This window comes from Pseudonocardia halophobica (genome assembly GCF_027922425.1).
Taxonomy (GTDB): Bacteria; Actinomycetota; Actinomycetes; order Mycobacteriales; family Pseudonocardiaceae; genus Pseudonocardia; species Pseudonocardia halophobica.
Genome location: NZ_BSFQ01000044.1, coordinates 41,390 through 62,179, shown reverse-complemented (window position 1 = coordinate 62,179; position 20,790 = coordinate 41,390). Strand labels below are relative to the sequence as shown.

The 20,790-nt window shown below is 73.5% G+C and carries 23 protein-coding genes and 1 pseudogene; 13 read left to right on the top strand and 11 right to left on the bottom strand.

Annotated features, from left to right (window positions below; genetic code table 11):
- From PKE99_RS32315 to PKE99_RS32305, 3 genes and pseudogenes are all read right to left on the bottom strand, one after another.
- Positions 1-142 (bottom strand): annotated as a pseudogene (locus tag PKE99_RS32315) (alcohol dehydrogenase catalytic domain-containing protein); the annotation flags it as partial.
- A gap of 123 nt (positions 143-265) precedes the next feature.
- The gene (locus PKE99_RS32310) at positions 266-490 is read right to left on the bottom strand and encodes an FDXHR family putative zinc-binding protein (RefSeq protein WP_037052214.1); all 225 of its coding nucleotides are present in this window, start codon (positions 488-490) and stop codon (positions 266-268) included.
- Positions 491-536: 46 nt separating this feature from the next.
- Positions 537-1,142: a TetR/AcrR family transcriptional regulator gene (locus PKE99_RS32305; protein WP_037052151.1), complete on the bottom strand. Its 606-nt coding sequence runs from the start codon at positions 1,140-1,142 to the stop codon at positions 537-539.
- A 53-nt stretch (positions 1,143-1,195) separates the two neighbouring features.
- On the opposite strand from PKE99_RS32305, the gene PKE99_RS32300 reads away from it, so the two are divergent.
- From PKE99_RS32300 to PKE99_RS32285, 4 genes are all read left to right on the top strand, one after another.
- Positions 1,196-2,176 (top strand): DUF2867 domain-containing protein, encoded by a 981-nt coding sequence (locus tag PKE99_RS32300; protein WP_037052148.1) that lies wholly within the window; start codon positions 1,196-1,198, stop codon positions 2,174-2,176.
- A gap of 10 nt (positions 2,177-2,186) precedes the next feature.
- Positions 2,187-3,365 (top strand): fumarylacetoacetate hydrolase family protein, encoded by a 1,179-nt coding sequence (locus PKE99_RS32295; protein ID WP_037052212.1) that lies wholly within the window; start codon positions 2,187-2,189, stop codon positions 3,363-3,365.
- Between the two features lie 120 nt (positions 3,366-3,485).
- On the top strand, positions 3,486-3,773 hold the full coding sequence (locus PKE99_RS32290; RefSeq protein WP_051738137.1) for a hypothetical protein: 288 nt from the start codon (positions 3,486-3,488) through the stop codon (positions 3,771-3,773).
- 139 nt (positions 3,774-3,912) lie between these two features.
- Complete coding sequence (locus PKE99_RS32285) at positions 3,913-5,070, top strand: hypothetical protein (protein ID WP_037052145.1); 1,158 nt, start codon at positions 3,913-3,915, stop codon at positions 5,068-5,070.
- Here PKE99_RS32285 and PKE99_RS32280 read toward each other — a convergent pair.
- On the bottom strand, positions 5,048-5,635 hold the full coding sequence (locus PKE99_RS32280; protein WP_231498397.1) for a TetR/AcrR family transcriptional regulator: 588 nt from the start codon (positions 5,633-5,635) through the stop codon (positions 5,048-5,050). The genes PKE99_RS32285 and PKE99_RS32280 overlap by 23 nt on opposite strands.
- Positions 5,636-5,702: 67 nt before the next feature.
- Between PKE99_RS32280 and PKE99_RS32275 the strand changes: the two genes are divergently transcribed.
- Genes PKE99_RS32275 through PKE99_RS32265 form a run of 3 tightly spaced genes read left to right on the top strand, consistent with a single transcriptional unit; the run spans position 5,703 to position 8,386 of the window.
- A complete protein-coding gene (locus PKE99_RS32275; RefSeq protein ID WP_037052207.1) occupies positions 5,703-6,509 on the top strand; it encodes an enoyl-CoA hydratase-related protein in 807 nt (268 codons plus the stop codon).
- A gap of 2 nt (positions 6,510-6,511) precedes the next feature.
- On the top strand, positions 6,512-7,648 hold the full coding sequence (locus PKE99_RS32270; RefSeq protein WP_037052138.1) for an acyl-CoA dehydrogenase family protein: 1,137 nt from the start codon (positions 6,512-6,514) through the stop codon (positions 7,646-7,648).
- 9 nt (positions 7,649-7,657) lie between these two features.
- Entirely contained in the window at positions 7,658-8,386 is a 729-nt protein-coding gene (locus tag PKE99_RS32265; protein WP_037052135.1) for an SDR family NAD(P)-dependent oxidoreductase, read from the top strand.
- Positions 8,387-8,536: 150 nt separating this feature from the next.
- On the opposite strand, the gene PKE99_RS32260 is transcribed toward PKE99_RS32265, so the two are convergent.
- The 5 genes from PKE99_RS32260 to PKE99_RS32240 all read right to left on the bottom strand — a co-directional run bounded on the left by PKE99_RS32260 (position 8,537) and on the right by PKE99_RS32240 (position 12,446).
- Positions 8,537-9,127, bottom strand: coding sequence for a class I SAM-dependent methyltransferase (locus PKE99_RS32260; RefSeq protein ID WP_051738136.1), 591 nt, complete (start codon positions 9,125-9,127; stop codon positions 8,537-8,539).
- A 344-nt stretch (positions 9,128-9,471) separates the two neighbouring features.
- Positions 9,472-10,047 (bottom strand): ClpP family protease, encoded by a 576-nt coding sequence (locus PKE99_RS32255; protein ID WP_037052201.1) that lies wholly within the window; start codon positions 10,045-10,047, stop codon positions 9,472-9,474.
- Positions 10,048-10,394: 347 nt separating this feature from the next.
- Positions 10,395-11,360: a hypothetical protein gene (locus PKE99_RS32250; RefSeq protein ID WP_081924647.1), complete on the bottom strand. Its 966-nt coding sequence runs from the start codon at positions 11,358-11,360 to the stop codon at positions 10,395-10,397.
- Entirely contained in the window at positions 11,327-12,004 is a 678-nt protein-coding gene (locus PKE99_RS32245) for a MerR family transcriptional regulator (protein ID WP_051738135.1), read from the bottom strand. The genes PKE99_RS32250 and PKE99_RS32245 overlap by 34 nt, the downstream gene beginning before the upstream one ends.
- A gap of 37 nt (positions 12,005-12,041) precedes the next feature.
- Complete coding sequence (locus tag PKE99_RS32240) at positions 12,042-12,446, bottom strand: acyl-CoA thioesterase (RefSeq protein ID WP_037052132.1); 405 nt, start codon at positions 12,444-12,446, stop codon at positions 12,042-12,044.
- A gap of 109 nt (positions 12,447-12,555) precedes the next feature.
- On the opposite strand from PKE99_RS32240, the gene PKE99_RS32235 reads away from it, so the two are divergent.
- From PKE99_RS32235 to PKE99_RS32225, 3 genes are read left to right on the top strand one after another with little or no spacing between them, the layout of a single operon-like run.
- On the top strand, positions 12,556-14,376 hold the full coding sequence (locus PKE99_RS32235) for a glycoside hydrolase family 15 protein (RefSeq protein WP_037052129.1): 1,821 nt from the start codon (positions 12,556-12,558) through the stop codon (positions 14,374-14,376).
- A 12-nt stretch (positions 14,377-14,388) separates the two neighbouring features.
- Positions 14,389-14,670 carry a hypothetical protein gene (locus PKE99_RS32230; protein ID WP_037052126.1) on the top strand — a complete coding sequence of 94 codons (282 nt, stop codon included), beginning with the start codon at positions 14,389-14,391 and terminating at the stop codon, positions 14,668-14,670.
- Between the two features lie 54 nt (positions 14,671-14,724).
- Positions 14,725-15,054 carry a hypothetical protein gene (locus PKE99_RS32225; RefSeq protein ID WP_156068038.1) on the top strand — a complete coding sequence of 110 codons (330 nt, stop codon included), beginning with the start codon at positions 14,725-14,727 and terminating at the stop codon, positions 15,052-15,054.
- 9 nt (positions 15,055-15,063) lie between these two features.
- Here the strand turns inward: PKE99_RS32225 and PKE99_RS32220 are convergent, their stop codons facing one another.
- Together PKE99_RS32220 and PKE99_RS32215 are read right to left on the bottom strand one after the other, a co-directional pair.
- A complete protein-coding gene (locus tag PKE99_RS32220) occupies positions 15,064-15,591 on the bottom strand; it encodes a potassium channel family protein (RefSeq protein WP_037052119.1) in 528 nt (175 codons plus the stop codon).
- Between the two features lie 90 nt (positions 15,592-15,681).
- Complete coding sequence (locus tag PKE99_RS32215) at positions 15,682-16,461, bottom strand: MerR family transcriptional regulator (protein ID WP_037052116.1); 780 nt, start codon at positions 16,459-16,461, stop codon at positions 15,682-15,684.
- A 126-nt stretch (positions 16,462-16,587) separates the two neighbouring features.
- On the opposite strand from PKE99_RS32215, the gene PKE99_RS32210 reads away from it, so the two are divergent.
- The 3 genes from PKE99_RS32210 (at position 16,588) to PKE99_RS32200 (ending at position 20,734) form a co-directional block, all read left to right on the top strand.
- On the top strand, positions 16,588-17,820 hold the full coding sequence (locus PKE99_RS32210) for an acetyl-CoA C-acetyltransferase (RefSeq protein WP_037052113.1): 1,233 nt from the start codon (positions 16,588-16,590) through the stop codon (positions 17,818-17,820).
- 14 nt (positions 17,821-17,834) lie between these two features.
- Positions 17,835-19,991 carry a 3-hydroxyacyl-CoA dehydrogenase NAD-binding domain-containing protein gene (locus tag PKE99_RS32205; protein ID WP_037052111.1) on the top strand — a complete coding sequence of 719 codons (2,157 nt, stop codon included), beginning with the start codon at positions 17,835-17,837 and terminating at the stop codon, positions 19,989-19,991.
- 116 nt (positions 19,992-20,107) lie between these two features.
- The gene (locus PKE99_RS32200) at positions 20,108-20,734 is read left to right on the top strand and encodes a DedA family protein (RefSeq protein WP_037052108.1); all 627 of its coding nucleotides are present in this window, start codon (positions 20,108-20,110) and stop codon (positions 20,732-20,734) included.
- The last annotated feature ends 56 nt before the right edge of the window (positions 20,735-20,790 follow it).

The window sequence follows — 20,790 nt, the reverse complement described above, 5'->3', positions numbered from 1 at the left end:
AGTGCAGGTCGGTGTGGCAGACCCCGCACGCCTGGATCTTCACGACCGCCTCGCCGGGACCGGGGTCCGGGACCACGATCGTCTCGACGGAGACCGGCTTGCCCTTCTCGAGGGAGACGACCCCACGGACCTCTTGCGCCATGCTTCTCACTCCTGTGTCGGTCCACGCCGCGCGGGATGCGCGCATCGTGACCCTTTCATGGATCGGACGCGAGGTGCCCGGCGTCCCTCGCCCCGGAACGTCCCCCGGGGGAGGGAAGCCCGCTCAGCCTGCGAGGTCGAGCGGGCGCAGCCAGATGCCGTTCTTGGTCTGCACCAGGTCCAGCCCACGGGGGTCGGTGCACGCACCCTTCGGCCGGTGCGCGTCGAAGAGCCTGACGTCGTCGAACACCGCGCCGCAACCCCCGAATCGGCGGCAGCAGTGGGCCCGGTCGGCGCCGACCCACGACGAGCCGCAACAGGTGATCCGGATCAGCTCGGTCGACGCCACGGCGGCGAGGGTACGTGCCCCCACCGACAGAACCGGGCGCCGGTGATCACTCCGCGGGCCGGTCGTCCCCACCGCCCCGGTCGACGAGCGTCCGGATCACCTCGTCGGCGTAGGCCTGGAGTACCTCGCCCCGGGGGGCGAGGGCGGGCGTGGCGTGCGCGAGCTGGGCGTGCCCGAGGTAGGCGGTGTAGGCGAGGAGGCTGCGGCGCTCCGCCTCGGCGGCGGGGAAGCCGAGCCGGGTGAACAGGGCGGTCAGGTAGGCGAGCCGGCGCCGGGAGACGCGCTCGAGCACCGGGGCGACGAGCGGGTGCCCGGCGTCGCCCTGCAGGCCCAGCTCCACGGCGTTGCCCGCGCGCTCGGTGGTGGCCCCCAGGACCAACAGCAACAGGGCGCGCAGCCGGGCGAGGGGATCGGGCTCGGCCTCGACGGTGCGGATGACCTCCTCGGTCTCGACCCGCTCCCAGCGGTCGAGGGCGGCGGCCAGCAGCTCGTCGCGGGAGCGGAAGTGCCAGTAGAAGCTGCCCTTGGTCGCGCCGAGCCGGGCGGCGAGCGGCTCGACGGCGACGGCCCGCGTGCCGCCCTCGGCGAGCGCCCTCAGGGCGGCGGCGGCCCAGTCGTCCGCGGTCAACGTCCTGCGTCCGGCCCTCGACATCACCGTACGCTAGCGTATGGTTGCTTCCGTACGGTGGCGTACGGAGGTTTCCGATGGTCAGGAACGTGCACGAGCGTGAGCTCCCCGCTCCCGCGGAGCGGGTGTGGGAGCTGGTCGACTCCCTCGGCGGGCCGGGGGACCGGTTGTGGCCCGCGGGCTGGTCGCCGATGACCCTCGACCGCCCGCTCGGGCCGGGGGCGTCGGGCGGTCACGGCGGGCTGCGGTACGCGGTCTCCCGCTACGAGCCGGGCCGGCTCGTCGAGTTCACCGCGGCGCCCGGCCAGGGTCTCGACGGCACGCACGCCTTCGTCGTCGAGTCCCGCGGGCCCGGCCGCTGCGTCCTCCGGCACGAGCTGCAGCTGCGGACGGGCGGCGCCATGCGCGTGCTCTGGCCGCTGGCCGTGCGCCCGCTGCACGACGCCGTGCTCGAGGACCTGCTCGACACCGCCGAGCGCGCGCTCGGCACCGGGCCCGGGCGCCCGGCGCGCCGGTCCCCGCTGGTCCGGGTGCTCCGGCGGGCCGCCGAGCGGCCGCGGGCCACCGCCGTGCCCGTGCCGGACACCGCGCTGCTGCGCGGGGCGTTGCCGCGGGTCGACGCCGCCGACGCCTACGCCGTGCCCGCGCCGGCCGGCGCGCCGACCGACCCGCAGGCCTGGGCGGACGCGGTGTTCCGCCGGGTGCCGGGGTGGGTCGCGGCCCTGCTCGCCCTGCGCAAGGCGCTGGTGGGGATCGTCGGGATCGAGCGGGCCGACCGGTCGGCCTTCGACACCCTGCGCCGCACGGACGACGAGGTGCTCCTGGGCACCGACGCCGGCCACCTGGACTTCCGGGCGTCGGTCCTGCGCGAGCCCGGGCGGGTGGTGCTGAGCACGGTCGTGCGGATCCGCGGCGGCCGGGGCCGGCTCTACTGGGGCGTGGTGCGGCACCTGCACCCCGTCGTCGTCCGGTCGATGCTGGCGGCGGCGGCGCGCCGGCTGTCGCCGAGGGCACCCGCAAGGTCGACGACGACGGGTGGGAGGGCACATCCGGGGTAGCGTGCCCGGCATGACGCGGACGGCCGCCGACCTGCTCCCGCCGGACCCGCCGCTGGGCACGGCACTCGGCGTCGTCGCCGGGTCGGGGCGCCCCGGGCCGTCGCGGATCGTGGCGCCCGCCGGCACCGCGTACATCGACGTCGGCACGCTCGCCGCGGCCCAGGACGGGCCCTACCCGGCCCTGCTGTCCGAGCCCACGCTCGACGGCCTGCTCGCGGCCGGCCGGCCGGCGTGGCGGGAGGTCCGGGAGTGGCTGGCCTCGTGGCTGGCCGACCCCGAGCGGCTGGCGCCGTACGCCCTGCCGCACGCCGGCGTCGTCCCGGTGCTGCCCTTCACGGTCGCGGACTACGTCGACTTCTTCGCCTGCGAGCAGCACGCGGCCAACGCCGCCGCGATCGCGAAGCCGGGCGCCACGGTGACCCCGAACTGGAAGCACCTCCCGGTCGGCTACCACGGCCGCGCCGGCACCGTCTACGTGAGCGGCAGCCCCGTCGTCCGGCCCGCGGGCCAGCGCGGTCCGGGCGACCTGGGCCCGACGAAGGCGTTGGACTTCGAGGTCGAGCTGGGCTTCGTCCTCGGCGGCGCGAGCAGCGGGCCGGTGCCGCTGGAGGAGGCGCTCGACCACGTCTTCGGCGTGGTCCTGCTCAACGACTGGTCGGCGCGCGACCTCCAGTCCTGGGAGTCCCGCCCGCTCGGCCCGCTGCTGGGCAAGTCCTTCGCGACCTCGATCTCCGCCTGGATCACCCCGCTCGACGAGCTGGCGGGCGCCTGGACCGAGCCGCCCGCCCGGGACCCGCAGCCGCTGTCCTACCTGCTGGGCAAGTCCGACCGGGGGCTCGACGTCACCCTCGAGGTGCGGCTCAACGGCGAGCGGATCTCCACCCCGCCCGGCGGCGACCTGTACTGGACGCCGGCCCAGCTCGTCACGCACCTGACCACGAACGGCGCCCCGATCCGGCCGGGCGACCTGCTCGGCTCCGGCACCGTCTCCGGGGCCCGCCGCGACCAGCGCGGCTGCCTGCTCGAGCTGACCTGGGGCGGCCGGGACGAGTTCGCGCTGTCCGACGGCACCACCCGCCACTACCTGCACGACGGCGACGAGGTCTCGATCGTCGCCAGCGCCCCGCGTCCGGACGGCGGCCGGTTCTCCCTCGGAGAGGTGCGTGGCACGGTCCTGCCCGCGGGCTGACGCCGCTGCGCCGTGGGGCGGAACGGCGGTAACGACACGCGGCGTATCAGCGAGCGTGTGGTGACGGTCATACCGACGGCCGGGACCACCCGGCCGCGCCCACGAGGACGGAGACCGGAGATGCCGGACTTCAAGAGCTCGCACGACAAGAGCCACCACGGCGACAAGCACCACGACAAGCACGAGCACCACGACAAGCACCACGACGACCACGACAAGCACGGGCACGACAAGCACGACCACGACGGGCACGACAAGCACCACGACTTCGGCGACCACCACTGGAAGCACGACGACCACGACTGGAAGCACGACGACCACGACTGGAAGAACTGCGACCACGAGGACCACGGGCACCAGCACCACGAGCACTCCGGGCACGACCACAGCGGCGGCGTCGTCCACTAGGGCCGCCGCCGACAGGACCACCGCACGGGGCGCGGGCCTCCCGCGCCGGTGACGGCCGGGGCACGCACGCGCCCCGGCCGTCCGTCACGTTCCCCGCGGGCCCTCCCCGGCCCGTCCCCGCCCGAGGAGGAGCCCGGTCGTGGCCACGCCGGAACCCGTCCGCAACCCCGTCGACGAGGCGCTCGACCTGCTCGGCACCACCCTCGCCGGTGCGGAGGCCAACGACCGCGAGGACCTTGCCCGCCGGCTGCGCGCCGCCCGGGACGACCTGGCGGGCGCGACGACGGCCGGCCGCCGGGTGGCCGCGATGCGTGCGGCCTCGCAGGAGCTCGTCCGGGCGCTCGACTCGCTGCGCTCGGACCTGCGCTTCCGCCGCGCCGCGCTGGCCGACCCCGCCCGCGGCGCCCGGCTGCGCGCCGAGCTCAAGGCGCTGCGCACGCGGTCGTCCCGGCTGCGGGCCGTGTCCCGGGAGTGGTCGCAGATCCTCGGCGACGGCTTCGCCGGGCTGAGCTCGGACGTCGAGTTCTCCCTGCGCACGCGCACCCGGGCGGTGCTCGCGGACACCGAGCGGGACATCGGCGAGCACGACCCGGGGAAGGAGCGGGCCGCCATCATGGGGCGGTTCCGGGACCGGCTCGCGGCCGAGGCGGACCGGCTCCGGGTGGAGCTGGACTACGGTGTTCGGGTTGTCGCGGACCGGCTGACCGAGGGCACCGAGCTGACCGAGCGGCTGCCGATGCCGCACATCCCGATCCCGCCGGGCGCCGAGACCGTCGCGCTGATCGAGGAGCCGCCCGCGGGCGACGCCGGGCGGACCCCGATCCCGGCCCGGCTGCTCACCGTGGTCATGCCCTCGTACGGCGGGATCATGATGGCCTTCGTGCTCACCCGGTTCCTCGGCGTGGCCGTGCCGGTGTGGATGCTGGTCACGGGCGCGTGCCTGGGCGCGATCGGGCTGGGCGGCGCGGCGCTGAGCGGCGAGCGCAAGCGCGGCCTCGACCGGCGTCGCGCGGACGTGCGTACCGCGGTCCGGACGATGATCGACGAGTTCCAGCTGACCGTCGGCAAACAGGCACGGGATGCCGCGCGCTCGGCCAACGCGGAGCTGCGCCGGGCCGTCACGGCCGCGCTGACCCGCCGCGACGACGAGCTCGACTCCCGCCTCGGCTCCGCCCTGTCCGCCGTGGAGGGGCTGGAGAAGGTGGCCGCGGACCTCACCGACATCGACGACGACATCGCGACGATCGACGGGCTGCGCCGCCGCGCCGGCACCCTCATGCCGCAGTTCCCGCGCTGACGCCGACCAGCATCATCAGGGTGTCGGCGAGCTGGTCGATCCCGCGGTCGTCGTGCACCCAGACCGGCGCCTGCGACATCGCGGCGTGCATCGCCTGCAGGGTCGGGTCCACGGCGACCACGGTGAACTCGCCGCCCCGCAGCCCCTCCTCGAGGACGGCGCGGAACACCGCGTCGTGCCGGCGGCGCAGGGCCGTGATCCGGGACCGCTGCTCCTCTGGCCACTCGTCCGGAACCAGGAACATGCGCAGCGCCGCCGGGTACTCGCGGACCGCGATCCGGATGTGCTCGCGAAGCAGCGCCCGCAGCCGCTCGGTGGGCGACCCGGCGACGGGCAGCGCCTCCAGCCGGTCGGTCCAGTCCGTGCCCAGGGTCTCGATCGCGGCCGTGACCAGCTCGTCCTTGCTCGCGAAGTAGTAGTAGAGCGAGCCCTTCGTGACGTCGAGCCGGTCGGCCACGTCCTCGAGGCTCACTCCTGCGTAGCCGCGCTCGCCGAAGAGCTCGGCCGCGGCGGTGAGGATCGCCCGCACCCGCTGCCCGCGCTTGCGCGCCACTCGTTGACTCACGATTCACATCTTGACCCAAGAGTCAAAGTTTGTCACGGTGGTCGGCGAACGAGACGAGGGAGTCGACGTGACCTACAGCCCTGATTTCACCGACATCGTTTACGAGGTCGACGGCACCACCGCCGTCATCACGATGAACCGCCCGGCCCGGTACAACGCCTTCCGTGCGAAGACCGTCGAGGAGCTGACCAGGGCGTTCCGCGCCGCGTGGGCGGACCACGACGTGCGCGCGATCATCCTCACGGGGGCCGGGGACAAGGCGTTCTGCACCGGCGGCGATGTGAAGCAGCGGGCCGAGACCGGTGACTACGGGCCCAGCGACAGCGGGATGTTCGAGATCGGCTACCTGCACAAGCTGATCCGGGACGTGCCGAAGCCCGTGATCGCGGCCGTCAACGGGCTGGCGATCGGCGGCGGGCACGTGCTGCACGTGCTGTGCGACGTCACGATCGCCGCCGACACCGCCCGCTTCGGCCAGAGCGGGCCCAAGGTCGGCTCGTTCGACGCCGGGTTCGGCTCCGCCTACCTCGCCCGCGTGGTGGGCGAGAAGAAGGCCCGCGAGATCTGGTTCTGGTGCCGGCAGTACTCGGCGCAGGAGGCGCTCGACATGGGCCTGGTCAACGTGATCGTCCCCGCCGCCGAGCTGATGGACACGGCCAGGGCCTGGGCCGCCGAGGTCGCCGACAAGAGCCCGACGGCGATCCGCGTGCTCAAGCACTCGTTCAACGCCGACACCGACCACCACGCCGGACTGTCCAACATGGCGATGTCCGCCCTGGACCTGTTCGCGGTGTCGGACGAGGGCATGGAGGGCGCCCGCGCCTTCGCCGAGAAGCGCCCGCCCGAGTTCGCCAAGTACTACCAGGCCCACTGACCGTGGACTTCTCGCTCAGCGCCGAGCAGGAGTCCTTCCGCGACCGGGCCCGCGCACTCGCCGTCGGGACGTTGCTGCCGGCCTACCGCGGGCGGGAGCGGATCGAGCCGGAGCTGCGCAAGGAGATCGGCGCCGCCGGCCTGATCGCCCCCGAGCTGCCCGCCGGGCTGGGCGGGCACGGGACGGACCGGGTCACCGCCGGGCTCGTCACCGAGGAGATCGGGCGCGGCGACGTCTGCGTCGGGTACCTGCAGGTGGTGGGCTCGCTCGTCGGGCAGATCCTCGCGGGCAACGCCCCGGAGCTGGCCGCCGAGTGGGTGCCGCGGATCTGCTCGGGCGAGGAGATCGTCGGCATCGGGCTGACCGAGCCGCACGCCGGGTCCGACGCGGGGACGCCCCGGCTGACCGCCCGGCGCGACGGGCCGGACTGGGTGCTCGACGGCGTCAAGTCCCTGTCCTTCGCCGCCGACGCCGCGGCCGTGGTCGCCTTCGCCCGGACCGGGCCGTCCCAGGAGCGGGGCCGCGACATCAGCGCGTTCCTCGTGCCACTGGACCGGCCCGGCGTGACCCGCGAGCCGTACCCGGACATGGGCACGGCCGCGGTCGGGCGGGGCGCGGCGCACCTCGACGGCGTCCGGATCCCCGCCGACCACCTGATCGGCGCCGAGGGCCGCGGGTTCTCGCAGGTCATGCGGGGCTTCGACGTCAGCCGCGCGCTGATCGGCCTGCAGGTCCTCGGCTGCGCGGCACAGACGCTCGACGAGACGTGGGAGTACGTCACCCGCCGCGAGGCCTTCGACCGTCCGTTGTCGACGAACCAGGGGGTCGCGTTCCCGCTCGCCGAGGCGGAGACCCTGCTCGACGCGGCCCGCCTGCTCTGCCTGAGGACGTTGTGGCTGAAGGACCACGACCTCCCGCACACCGCGGAGGCCGCCAAGTGCAAGTGGTGGGCGCCGAAGGTCGCCCACGACGCCATCACGCAGTGCCTGCTGCTGCACGGCCAGTACGGCTACCGCACGGAGCTGCCGCTCGCACAGCGCATGAACGACGTGCTCGGCCTGCAGATCGGCGACGGCACCGCCCAGATCATGAAGCTCGTGATCGCCCGGCAGCGGGTCGGCCGCGAGCTCGCCCCGTAAGGAGGAACAGTGTCCAGGATCGCCATCGTGACCGGGGCCGGCCGCGGGATCGGCCGGGCCATCGCCGAGCGGCTCGCGGCCGACGGCGTCACGGTCGTCGCGACCGACGTCGACGAGGCCACGGCGAAGGAGACCGGGGAGGCCGTCGGCGGGGTCGGGATCCGCGCCGACGTGACCGACCGCGAGTCCGTGAACGCCATGGTCGCGCAGGTCCAGGAGCGGTTCGGCCGGATCGACGTGCTGGTCAACAACGCGGGCTGGGACAAGGCCGGCCCGTTCGTCGACTCCGACCCGGCCGACTGGGACACGGTCATCCGGATCAACCTCTACGGCGTCCTGCACACGTGCAAGGCCGTGCTGCCGATCATGATCGAGCAGGGCGGCGGCACGCTGGTCAACCTCGCGTCCGACGCCGGGCGGGTCGGCTCGTCCGGCGAGGCCGTGTACTCCGCGGCGAAGGGCGGGGTCATCGCCTTCACCAAGACCGTGGCGCGCGAGACGGCCCGGCACGGGATCAACGCCAACGTCGTGTGCCCCGGCCCGACCGACACCGCGCTGTTCGCCTCGATGGGCGGGGACAACCCGAAGCTGCGGGAGTCCCTGACCAGGGCGATCCCGTTCCGCCGTCTCGCCCAGCCCACCGACCTCGCCGGCGCGGTGGCCTTCTTCGCCTCGCCCGACGCCGCCTACATCACCGGGCAGACCCTCAGCGTCAGTGGCGGGCTGACCATGAGCTGAGCGCCCGTCACGTGAGACGGCGTGAAGGTTCCCGCGAGTCGGGAGTTCCGGCACCGCGAGTCGGGACTTCTGGCACCGCGAGTCGGGAGTTCCGGCACCGCGAGTCGGCAGTTCCGGGCGACCGAGTGTGCGATGTCGGGAGGCCCTGGGTCAGGTCGTGTCGCGGGTCAGACGGTGGAGCGTGACGCCGTCCTGCCCGGTCGGCCGGCTGGTCACGGTCCAGGTCGCCCGGGCGTCGGCGAGGAACTCGGGGGCCAGTGCTCGGCCGGGGTCCGTCAGCCACACCTCCCGCGCGAGCCGGGGGAGAACCGCCAGCAGCTCGACGACGTTGCGGTGCCCGTAGAGCAGGTCGGCGCCGAGCACCAGGTCGACGGGCTCCAGCGCCGGATCGGACCAGCTGCGCGCCTCGGCCCGCAGCACGAGGTCGTTCAGCTCGGCGCTGCGCCGGACCAGGCCGATCGCCGTCGACGACTGGTCGGTGGCGAGAACGTCGGCACCCGCCCGCGCGGCCGCGAGGGCGGGGAGCCCGAGACCGCAGCCGATCTCGAGCACCCGCGTGCCGGACGGGATCGCGGTGGCGGTGTGAGCCAACGCGATCCCGCTCGGCCAGATCTCCGCCCAGTGCGGGGGCAGCAGCTCGTCGCCGAGCTCGTCGAACGGCACCTCGACCCCGGATGCCGGCCGCACGACGACGATCTCGCCGCCCGGCAGCACCAGCGACTCCTGCACCACCTCGATCACGCCCCGACGCTGCCGGGTCCCCCGGGTTCCGGCAAGCCCACGATCCTGTGTCCCGGAATCGCCGACTCGGTGACCGGAGAGTGCCGACTCGCGGTGCCAAATCTCCCGACTCGCGGTGCCGGAGCTCGCGACTCGCGGTGCCGGAGCTCGCGACTCGCGGTGCCAAATCTCCCGACTCGCGGTGCCGGAGCTCGCGACTCGCGGTGCCGGAGCTCCCGACTCGCGGGAGGCGACAGAGCGACTCATGGGGCCACGGCGCGACTCGCGGGACCCACCTCCGCCCCATCTCCGCCCCGCCTCCGCGCCGAACCTCCCCCTCACGCCCGCCCGGGTCTCACCTCACCTCACCTCACCTCGCCCGCTCTGGTCACGACGTGGTCGACGAAGCCGTAGGCGAGCGCTTCCTCGGCGGAGAACCAGCGGTCGCGGTCGAAGTCCTCGGTGATCCGCTCGACCGTCTGCCCGGTGTGCTCGGCGATCAGCCGGGCCATCTCCTCCTTGTTGCGCCGCAACAGCTCCGCGCGGATCCGGATGTCGGTCTCCGCGCCCCCGACCCCGGCCGAGGGCTGGTGCATCAGCACCTTCGTGTGCGGCAGCACGTACCGCTTCCCGCGGGTCCCGGCGGACAGCAGCACCTGGCCCATCGACGCGGCAAGCCCCATGGCGTAGGTGGCGACGTCGCACGGGATGAACCGCATGGTGTCGAGGACGGCGAGCCCGTCGTGCACGGAACCGCCGGGCGAGTTGATGTAGAGGGAGATGTCCGCCTCGGAGTCCTCGGCCGCGAGCAGCAGCATCTGGCCGGCGATGCGGTTGGCGATGTCGGCGTCGACCTCCTGCCCGAGGACGACGATCCGGTGGGTCAGCAGCCGCTCGAACACCGAGTCGGCCAGGCCGGGCGCGGAGGCGGGTGCGCTCATCCGGACCGGGGGCAGCGGGCCCGACAGCGGCGTGGCGGGCAGGTGGAACGGCGGGTTCGGGGACGGGATCGGGACGGGCACGGGTACCTCCTCGCGGGCGACGCCGCGGACCGGAACGCGGTCGCGACGGCGGCGGGACCTGACCCGGCCGACGCTAGGGTCGGCCGGGCCACCGGGAACCCTGCTTCGCCCACGGCGAATCCGGGACCTGCGGTTTTCACCCACCGTGAACGCCCTGAACCTGGTCAGGCCGCGACCGGCGCGGCGAGAACCACGACCGCCGCGACCGGCGCGGCAAGAACCACGACGGCCGCGACCGGCGCGGCGAGAACCACGACCACCCCACCTCAGACCGCGACCGGTCCCCGCCGCAGCACCACGACCACCCCCACCGCCGCACCCACGAGGACGGCGCCGGTGACCGCGAGGGTCGCTGCGTCGGGGGCGATCAGCGACTGCCCCCGCAACGCCTGCCACGTCACGACCGCGAGCAGCCCGGCGTAGGTGGCCGCGGCGACCCCGATCAGCCCGGCCCGGACGTCGACGGACCGCAGCACCGCGACCCGTGCCGCCAGCAGCTCCAGCCCGACGAGCACGAGCGGGAGCACCTGCAGCGCGTGCATGCCCACGAAGTGCGGGATCCGCAGGTCGCCGGCCTCGGTGCTCCAGCCGAGCAGCGGCAGGCCCGCCCCGCCGTCGGCCAGCCCGACGGTGTGCGCCCCGGTGATCCCGGCCGCGGCGGTGGGCCCGGCGATCCCCGGCAGCGTCATCAGGACCCCCAGCCCCATCCCGACGACGGCGAGCACCGCGCCGGCGCGGACCGCCCGGCCGCGGGCGGGGTCGAGCCCGCGGACCCGGTAGAGCTGGGCCGCGGCGTAGAGCGAGGCGAGCCACACGGCGACGATCGAGACCGCCATGATCGTGAAGAGGGTCGAGTCGACCGGGGTCGTACGGTTGAAGTGGCTGGTGGTGCCCCGCACGACCTGCAGGACGATGATCACCAACTCCGCCCCGAGCAGCACCGCGGCGACGGTGCCGGCCCGGTGCGTCCACCGGGCCGCCTCGGGCCGGTGCTCGCGGACGAGGGCGACGAGCCAGGCCCAGGTCACGGCGTAGATCAGGGTCGAGAGGGCGAACTTGGTGGGCTTGGCCCAGATCGGCAGCCCGGTGAGCACCCGGTCGTCGGCGACGAGCCCGACGAGGCCGACGACGCTCAGCGCGGCCATCGCGACGGCGAGCACCATCAGCGGCCGGTGCCAGCCGAGGGCGCCGCGGAGGGTCAGGGACGGGACGGATCCGGTGGTGGCGGGCATGGCGTCTCCCGGGAGGGCGGTGGGAACCGTTGGGCGGACACGTGCTCCTGCGCGAGCCGGCGGAGGGCGGCGAGCAGCCGCTCGCCGAGGACCGTGCCGACCAGCGCGGTCTCCACGCGGGTCTCGGGGTCCTCGACGGCGGTGACCGTGTCGAGGTCGGCCTCGGCGATCCGTTCGGCGGCCTCGGCGTAGACGTCGGCCAGGCCGGTGAGCCGGTCGCCGGTCACGCGCTGCATCGTGGCGAGGACGTCGATCGCGGCCCGGCGGGCCAGCGGGTCCGGCGAGAGCCGCCAGCCCCGCTCCGCGACGATCGCGTCGAGCCGTGCGGCGGCGGCCGCGTGCAGGGGGTCGTCGACGGCAGGCGCGGGCGCGTCGGCGGCGTCGATGGTGAGGCCGAGGGTGTCGTGCAGCGGGACGGCCGGGTCGTCGATCGCGGCGAGGACGGCCCGCACCGCGGCGATCGACAGGCCGCCGACCTCCACCAGCGACCGGACGAGCGCGAGCCTGCGGACGTGCTCCTGGCCGTACCGCGCCTGGTTCGGCGAGGTCGTGACCTCCCCGCGGGGGAGGAGCCCCTCGCGGAGGTAGTACTTGATCGTCGCGACCGGCACCCCGGTCACGCGGCTCAGCTCGGCCATGCGCATGGCCGATACTTTAACTATCCGATAGCGACGCTGTCCACTATTTCTCGAGAGCCTTGCGGAGCAGGTCGGGGAGCGGGCGCTTGCCGGAGCCGTCCGTGGCGATCACGACGTAGACGGTGCGGCCCACGCACGTGACCTCGTCCCCGCGGCGCACCTCGAAGTGCAGGTCGAAGCTGGTGGTGCCGATCCGCCCGGCCGACACCGCGATCGCCACCGGGTCGCCCCAGCCGACCCCGGCCCGCCAGTCGATCTCCGACCGCACCAGCTGGACGTCGTACCCCGCCGCGACCAGGTCGCCGTAGGCGAGCCCGGCATGGTCGAGGAAACCGGACATCGCCTCGTCGAACCAGGCCAGGTACCAGGAGTTGAAGACGACGCCCTGCTGGTCGACCTCGTGGTACCGGACGTGCCACGGATGGACGTACTCCTGCGCCGTCGCCACGCCCGGAGCCTAGAGGCGTGCCCGAGGGGGATCGTTCGCGGCGGGTGATGCCGCTCCCGTCCCGCGGGGCGACGGTGGCGCGACCAGCGCCGCCGTCGAGGAGGAACCCATGACCGAGACCGCGATCGCCGACCACGGACTCATCGGCGACCTCCACACGTCCGCCCTGGTCAGCACCGAGGGCACGGTCGACTGGTTCTGCTGCCCGCGCGTCGACTCGCCCAGCGTGTTCGGCGCCCTGCTCGACGACGAGCGCGGCGGCCACTTCCGGCTGGCCCCGGTGGATCCGCACACCTCCCGGCAGATGTACTTCCCGGACTCGGCCGTGCTGGTCACGCGCTTCTTCACCGACTCCGGCGTCGGCGAGGTCGCCGACTTCATGCCGGTCCTGGGCCGGCACAACGGCGGGAGCCGACTGGTCCGGATGGTGCGCTGCGTGCGGGGGCGGATGCGCTTCGCGGGGCACATCGCGCCGCGCTTCGACTACGGCCGGCGCGCGCACCGGACCGAGGTCACGGATCAGGGCGCGGTGTTCGCCACCGACGCGCTCACGTTGACCCTGAACCCCGTCCGCGAGCCGGAGGACCCGCGCATCGCGCAGGTCAAGGTCGAGGAGGGCGACGTCGGGTTCACCCTGGAGCTCGCCGCCGGCGAGCTGCGCGGGGTGGTGCTCGAGGCCGACGCCACGGACCCGCCGCGCGAGATCAGGGTCGAGGAGATCAACCGGCTCTTCGACGACACCGTGGCCTTCTGGCACACCTGGCTCTCCCGCTCCACGTACCGCGGGCGGTGGCGGGAGATGGTGAACCGGTCGGCGATCACGCTGAAGCTGCTGACCTACGACCCGTCGGGCGGGCTGGTCGCGGCCCCGACCGCGGCCCTGCCCGAGCAGGTCGGGGGCGAGCGCAACTGGGACTACCGCTACACCTGGGTGCGCGACGCGTCGTTCTCGGTGTTCTCGCTGCTCAAGATGGGCTTCGTCGACGAGGCGTCGCGGTTCGGCGGGTGGCTGGGCGACCGGGTGCGGGAGCGGATCGGCGGCGAGGGCGGCCCGCTCAACATCATGTACCGCGTCGACGGCTCCTCGGACCTCAAGGAGGAGATCCTCGAGCACTGGTCCGGATACCGCGGCTCGTCCCCCGTCCGGATCGGCAACGGCGCGGCCGAGCAGCTCCAGCTCGACATCTACGGCGAGGCCGCGGACAGCATCGCGGCGCTGGACCGGGCCGGGCTCCGTGCCCCGCACCGCGGATGGCAGGCGATGACCGAGGTCCTCGACTGGCTCTGTGAGCACTGGGACCAGCCGGAGGAGGGCATCTGGGAGACCCGCGGCGGCCGGCAGTCCTTCACCTACGGCCGCGTGATGGGGTGGGTCGCGCTCGACCGCGGCATCCGGCAGGCGATCGAGTCCGGCCGCCCGGCGCCGCTGGAGCGGTGGCGCGAGGAGCGCGATCGGATCTACCGCCAGGTCATGGAGCGCGGCTGGAACGCCCGCCGCGGCGCGTTCGTGCAGCACTACGACACGGAGGTCCTCGACTCCTCCCTGCTGCGCATGGCGACCGTCGGCTTCATCACGCCGGAGGACCCGATGTGGATCTCCACGCTCGACGCGATGGAGGCCGAGCTGGTCACCGACAGCCTGGTGTACCGCTACGACCCGGCCGCCTCGCCGGACGGGCTGCGCGGTTCCGAGGGCACGTTCTCGCTGTGCTCCTTCGCCTGGGTCGACGCGCTCGCCCGGGCGGGCCGGCTCGACCAGGCGCGGCAGGCGTTCGAGAAGATGCTGACCTACGCCAACCACCTGGGCCTCTACTCCGAGGAGATCGCCCTCACCGGTGAGCAGATCGGCAACTTCCCGCAGGCGTTCACCCACCTCGCGCTGATCGACGCGGCCACCACGCTCGACGCCGCGCTGGACCGCCGGCGCTGACGGGAGGACACCGTGTGCCTGTTCGTCGGACTGCTGCTGTTCGGGCCGCGGATCGTGGACGTGCTGTGGTGGCTCGTCGACCCCGTCCGCTGGAACGCCACCTTCGACACCGTCCTGTGGCCGATCCTCGGCATCGTGTTCCTGCCGCTCACGACGCTGGTCTACGTCCTCGTCGCGCCCGGCGGGATCCACGGGTTCGACGCCGTCTGGCTGGCCCTCGCCTTCCTGATCGACCTGTCGGGGTACGCCGGCAGCCGGCGCTACGGCCGCCGGGGGAGGAGGGTCACGGCCTGACGGGATCACCTGCGCGAGGTGATGCGACCGGTCGGCGCGGCCGGACGATGGACCGTGCCTGGGGGAGGTGCGGCCGCCGCGTGGGACGGCCGCGCCGGGAGGGGGTTCCACGTGCTGCTCGTCCTGCTGCCGGTCGCGCTTGGCCTGCCGGTGCTGCTCATGCTGGCCGTCCTGCTGCTCGCCCGGCTCGAGGCGGCCCTGCTCGCCCCGGCGCGGCGCCGGCCCGCGCCCGGCGCGGCGCGGAACCCCCGGTCGCGGGCCGCGGCGGTCGCCAGGACGCGGGCCCGTCCCGCCCGGGTGGTGCCGCGCCCGGCGCCCGGCCCCACACCCGGCCCGACGCTGCCGTCCTGCCGGACGGCCCGCCCGCGCGTCCGGCGGTCCTGACGCCGCCCGTCACCCGCCGTTCTTCGTGGTGGCCCGCTGTACGGCGCCGAGCAGCAGCTTCGCCACCACGCCGACGGCGAGCAGCCCGGTGACCATCTGCGTCGTCACGATGATCCGCGCGACCTGCGAGACGGGCGTGATGTCGCCGAACCCGACCGTCGCGAACACGGTCACGGTGAAGTACAGCGCGTCCGTGCGGCCGAGGTTCTGCGTGAACGACGCGGGCGCGGCGGTCGACATGACCGTGTAGACCGACGCGTAGAGCAGAAGGAGTGCGGGCAGGCCGATCATCGCGGTCTCGGCCGCGCGCAGCCGGGGCACGTCGGACCGGATGATGGCCCGGGTCTGCCACACGACCGCGAGGGCGAGCGCGACCAGGCCGGCCACGAACCAGAACAGGGTCCCGGGATTGATCCCCCGGTCGAGGGGGGCCCGGTAGTAGACGACGACCAGCAGCACGGTGGTGAGCACGGAGCGGGTCAGGGAGGCCACGGCCTGGCGCCGCCGGGACCCGAGGCGCTCCGGGCGGCTGTTCATCCGCCGTGTCCGGCCGGTTGCCCCACGCCTCCCACCCGATGCCTCCCTCCGCGCGAGCGGCCAGTCTCGCCGCGGATCCGGGGCGGCGGGTCACCCGCCGGAGGTGGCCCCGGTCTGCGGCGAGCGCCGCGCGGGCGGGTGCTCGGAGCGCTCCCGGATCGTCCGGTTCACTGCGCGCCCGAACGCCGTGACCACGCCTTGCACCGTGACGGGCTTGAGCCGGGAGAGCGCCGCCGCCAGCCGGGACCGCTGCTCGGCGGGGCGGCCCGCGTCCCGGTACGGCTGCAGGACCTCCTCCTGGAACAGCGTCATCAGGTCGTCGGCGAGCGCGGAGGTGTGCCGGTCGATGACCTCGCGGGAGCGGCGCCAGAAGTCGGCCGGCAGCCCGAAGTCCAGCGCGTCGAGCCCCGCGCCGAGCGCGATCGGGCCCTGCACGCGGTAGCGGTCCCCGTCCACGGGCTCGACGGCGCCGTAGGCGACCAGCTTGTCGACGGCCCCCTCGTCGAGCCGGCGCCCGGCCTTGGCCTCCAGCCCGGCGTGGTCGACCTCGTCGAGCTGCTCGGGCGCCCACGGCGTGAGCAGCGCGAGCTGCAACGCGAGCTCCTCCGGCCCGGCCGAGTGGGGGAGCCGCTCGAGGTGCCGCTCGATCGCCGTCAGGGTGAAGCCGAGGTCGGAGAGCTCGGCGACCAGGAGCAGCCGGGCGACGTGGTCCGGCCCGTACAGCCCGGTGCGCCCGCGCAGCTGCGGCGGCGGGAGGAGCCCGCGACCTGCGTAGTAGCGGATCGTCCGCACCGTGGTGCCGGTGCGGGCGGCCAGCTGGTCGACCGTGAGGAGCTCGGGATCGGGTCCCGCAGGCGCTGGTGCTGCCATGGCGGCAGGTTACGGCACGGGTTGACCCATGTGACAGTCCTGCTGTAACAATTCTGGTGTCACGATCGGACGCGGGGCGGCGCCACCGCCTGCGCTCCGGGCAGACTTCTTCACGAGAGGGTTCGCATGAGCGAGACCGCCCCATCGATCCCACAGGCGTACGTCTACGACGCGATCCGGACCCCGCGGGGACGCGGGAAGGCCTCCGGCTCCCTGCACGAGGTCAAGCCGGTCTCCCTGGTCATCGGCCTGATCCAGGAGCTCCGCGCCCGGTACCCGGAGCTGGACCCGAACGTCATCGACGACGTCGTGCTCGGCGTCGTGTCCCCCGTCGGCGACCAGGGCGGTGACATCGCCAAGACCGCCGCCATCGCCGCCGGCCTGCCGCACACCGTCGCCGGCGTGCAGCTCAACCGGTTCTGCGCGTCCGGCCTGGAGGCGGTGAACACCGCCGCCCAGAAGGTCCGCTCCGGCATGGAGGAGATGGTCCTCGCCGGCGGCGTCGAGGCGATGAGCCGCGTGCCGATGGGGTCGGACGGCGGCGCCTGGGCCATGGACCCGGACACCAGCTACACCACCGGCTTCGTGCCGCAGGGCATCGGCGCCGACCTGATCGCGACGATCGAGGGCTTCTCCCGCGAGGACGTCGACACCTTCGCCGTCGAGTCGCAGACCCGCGCCGCCAAGGCGTGGGCCAACGGCTACTTCGCCAAGTCCGTCGTGCCGGTCAAGGACCGCAACGGGCTGACCGTGCTGGACCGCGACGAGCACGTCCGCGCCGGCGCCACGCTCGAGAGCCTGGCCGGCCTCAAGCCCTCGTTCGAGATGATGGGCCAGGAGGGCGGCTTCGACGCCGTCGCGCTCCAGCGCTACCACTGGGTCGAGAAGATCGACCACGTGCACCACGCCGGCAACAGCTCCGGCATCGTCGACGGCGCGTCGCTGTGCCTGATCGGCACCGAGGCGGCCGGCAAGGCCGCGGGCCTCACCCCGCGCGCCCGGATCGTCTCCACCGCGCTCTCCGGCGCGGACCCGACGATCATGCTCACCGGGCCCGCCCCGGCCAGCCGCAAGGCCCTCGCCAAGGCCGGTCTCACGGTCGACGACATCGACCTGTTCGAGATCAACGAGGCCTTCGCCGCGGTGGCCCTGCGGTACATGCGGGACATGGAGATCCCGCACGACAAGACCAACGTCAACGGCGGCGCCATCGCCATGGGCCACCCGCTGGGCGCCACCGGCGCCATGATCCTCGGCACCCTGCTCGACGAGCTGGAGCGCCGGGACCTCCAGCGCGGGCTCGCCACGCTGTGCGTCGGCGGCGGCATGGGCATCGCGACCATCATCGAGCGAGTCTGAGGGGAACGACAGCAGTGACCGACCAGAAGGCCGTGCGCTGGGAGAAGGACTCCGACGGGGTCGCGATCGTCACCCTGGACGACCCGAACGCCAGCGCCAACACCATGAACGACGCCTACAAGCAGGCCATGGGCGAGGTGATCACCGAGCTCGAGGCCGCGAAGGACGACATCACCGGCGTCGTGATCACCTCGGCCAAGAAGACCTTCTTCGCCGGCGGCAACCTCGACGACCTGATCTCGGCCAAGCCGGACGACGGCCCGGCGGTGTTCGAGAACGTCACCGAGGTCAAGGCGCAGCTGCGCCGGCTCGAGAAGCTGGGCCGGCCCGTCGTCGCGGCGATGAACGGCACCGCGCTCGGCGGCGGCCTGGAGATCGGGCTCGCCTGCCACCACCGGATCGGCCTCGACGCGAAGGGCGTGGTCTACGGCCTGCCCGAGGTCACCCTGGGCCTGCTGCCCGGGGGCGGCGGCGTCACCCGCATCACCCGGCTGCTCGGCATCGCAGGCGGGTTCATGAACGTGCTCGCGCAGGGCCAGCGGCTCACGCCGGAGAAGGCTCTGGAGCTGGGCGTGCTCCACGAGCTGGCCTCCTCGAAGGAGGAGATGCTGACCAGGGCCAAGGCCTGGATCGCGGCGAACCCCGAGGCGAAGCAGCCGTGGGACACCCCCGGCTACAAGATCCCGGGTGGCACGCCGTCGAACCCGAAGCTCGCCGCGATCCTGCCGGCCTTCCCGGCGAACCTGCGCAAGCAGCTCAAGGGCGCGCCGATGCCCGCCCCGCGCAACATCCTCTCGGCCGCGGTCGAGGGCGCGCAGGTGGACTTCGACACCGCCCTGCGCATCGAGAGCCGCTACTTCGTGGACCTGGTCGTGGGCCAGGTGTCGAAGAACATGACCAAGGCGTTCTTCTTCGACCTGCAGGCCATCAACGGCGGCAAGTCGCGCCCGGACGGGTACGACCGGTACACGCCGCGCAAGGTCGCCGTGCTCGGCGCCGGGATGATGGGCGCGGGCATCGCGTACGTCTGCGCCCAGGCCGGGTGGGAGGTCGTGCTCAAGGACGTCTCGCTGGAGGCGGCCGAGAAGGGCAAGGGCTACTCCGAGGGCCTGGTCGCGAAGGGCGTCAAGCGCGGCAAGGTGACCGTGGAGAAGGGCGAGGCGCTGCTCGGGCGCATCACCCCCACCGCGGACTACGACGACCTCGCGGGCTGCGACATCGTCATCGAGGCCGTCTTCGAGTCGGTGGAGCTCAAGCAGGAGGTCTTCCGCGAGGCGATGAAGGTCGTCGAGCCGGACGCGCTGCTCTGCTCGAACACCTCCACGCTGCCGATCACCGAGCTCGCGGCCGGCCTCGACCGGCCCGGCGACTTCATCGGCCTGCACTTCTTCTCACCGGTGGACAAGATGCCGCTGGTCGAGATCATCAAGGGCGAGCGGACCTCCGACGCCACGCTGGCCAAGGCCTTCGACGTCACCCTCGGGATCCGCAAGACCCCGATCGTCGTCAACGACTCGCGCGGGTTCTTCACCAGCCGCGTGATCGGGACGTTCGTCAACGAGGGCATCTCGATGCTCGCCGAGGGCATCGACCCGCAGACGATCGAGCAGGCGTCGGCCCAGGCCGGCTACCCCGCGCCCGTCCTGCAGCTGATGGACGAGCTCACGCTCACCCTGCCGCAGAAGATCCGCAAGGAGACGCAGGCGGCCGCCGGCGACTCCTGGGTCCCGCACCCCGCGGACGAGATCGTGGACCGCATGGTCGACGAGTTCGGCCGCAAGGGGAAGAGCTCCGGCGCCGGGTTCTACGAGTACGCCGAGGGCAAGCGCGTCCGGCTGTGGCCGGGCCTGCGGGAGCAGTTCGGGGCCACGAACCACGAGGTGGACCTGCAGGAGCTCTCCGAGCGCATGCTGGTGATCGAGTCCCTCGAGACGGTGCGCTGCTTCGACGAGGGCGTGCTCGAGACCGTGCCCGACGCCAACATCGGCTCGATCTTCGGCATCGGCTACCCGGCCTGGACGGGCGGCGTGATGCAGTACATCGAGGGCTACCCGGGCGGGGTCGCCGGCTTCGTGAAGCGGGCGGACGAGTTCGCGGCCAAGTACGGTCCGCGCTTCGAGGTCCCGGAGTCCCTGCGCAAGCGCGCCCAGGAGGCGGCTGCCGCGGCCTGATCGACGTTCCCATGAACGGCACTCTTGTGCGGTAGGTCCGCACGAGAGTGCCGCTCGTGCGTCCGGGGCTCGCCCTCGCTCAGGTTGTTTTCAGGCAAATCGGGCACCCTGGCTAGGTGGCCGACTGGGTTTTCTCGATCGTCGACCGTCTCGGAGCCGCCGGGGTGGGGCTCCTGATCTTCCTCGAGAACGTGATCCCGCCGATCCCGTCGGAGGTGATCCTGCCGCTCGCGGGCTTCCGCGCCCGGGTCGGCGCGATCGACGCCCTGTGGGTCTGGCCGGCCGCGACCGCGGGGTCCGTCGCCGGGGCGCTGGTGCTCTACGGGCTGGGCGCCTGGCTGGGCTACGAGCGGCTCTACGAGCTCGCCGGCAAGCGGTGGTTCGTGCTGTCCAGCCGCAAGGACCTCGAGCGCGGGTACTCGCTGTTCGCCAGGCACGGCAGTGCGATCGTGCTGCTCGCGCGGTGCGTGCCGCTGATCCGCAGCGTCGTCTCCATCCCGGCCGGCCTCGCCCGGATGCCGCTCTGGCGGTTCACCCTGCTCACGGCCATCGGCAGCGGGGTGTGGAACGCCGTGTTCCTCGGCCTGGGCTGGCTGCTGGGGGAGAACTGGGAGCGGGTCGAGGGTTATCTCGCGCCCGTCTCCAAGGTCATGCTCGTCCTCTGCCTCGTGGGGCTCGTCTGGCTGGTCGTGCGCCGGCTGCGGGGCCGGAACCGGCGGGGTGGCGCACACCGCGCCCGGTGAGCTTGCCCCCGAGGGCGGGACGGGCGACGATCGCTCACCGGCGGACGGCGGAGGGG

Coding starts and splice junctions, on each gene's coding strand:
- PKE99_RS32305 (WP_037052151.1), bottom strand. CDS start 1,142: ATGTCGAGGGCCGGACGCAGGACGTTGACCGCGGACGACTGGGCCGCC.
- PKE99_RS32300 (WP_037052148.1), top strand. CDS start 1,196: ATGGTCAGGAACGTGCACGAGCGTGAGCTCCCCGCTCCCGCGGAGCGG.
- PKE99_RS32295 (WP_037052212.1), top strand. CDS start 2,187: ATGACGCGGACGGCCGCCGACCTGCTCCCGCCGGACCCGCCGCTGGGC.
- PKE99_RS32290 (WP_051738137.1), top strand. CDS start 3,486: ATGCCGGACTTCAAGAGCTCGCACGACAAGAGCCACCACGGCGACAAG.
- PKE99_RS32255 (WP_037052201.1), bottom strand. CDS start 10,047: ATGAGCGCACCCGCCTCCGCGCCCGGCCTGGCCGACTCGGTGTTCGAG.
- PKE99_RS32250 (WP_081924647.1), bottom strand. CDS start 11,360: ATGCCCGCCACCACCGGATCCGTCCCGTCCCTGACCCTCCGCGGCGCC.
- PKE99_RS32245 (WP_051738135.1), bottom strand. CDS start 12,004: ATGCGCATGGCCGAGCTGAGCCGCGTGACCGGGGTGCCGGTCGCGACG.
- PKE99_RS32235 (WP_037052129.1), top strand. CDS start 12,556: ATGACCGAGACCGCGATCGCCGACCACGGACTCATCGGCGACCTCCAC.
- PKE99_RS32220 (WP_037052119.1), bottom strand. CDS start 15,591: ATGAACAGCCGCCCGGAGCGCCTCGGGTCCCGGCGGCGCCAGGCCGTG.
- PKE99_RS32215 (WP_037052116.1), bottom strand. CDS start 16,461: ATGGCAGCACCAGCGCCTGCGGGACCCGATCCCGAGCTCCTCACGGTC.
- PKE99_RS32210 (WP_037052113.1), top strand. CDS start 16,588: ATGAGCGAGACCGCCCCATCGATCCCACAGGCGTACGTCTACGACGCG.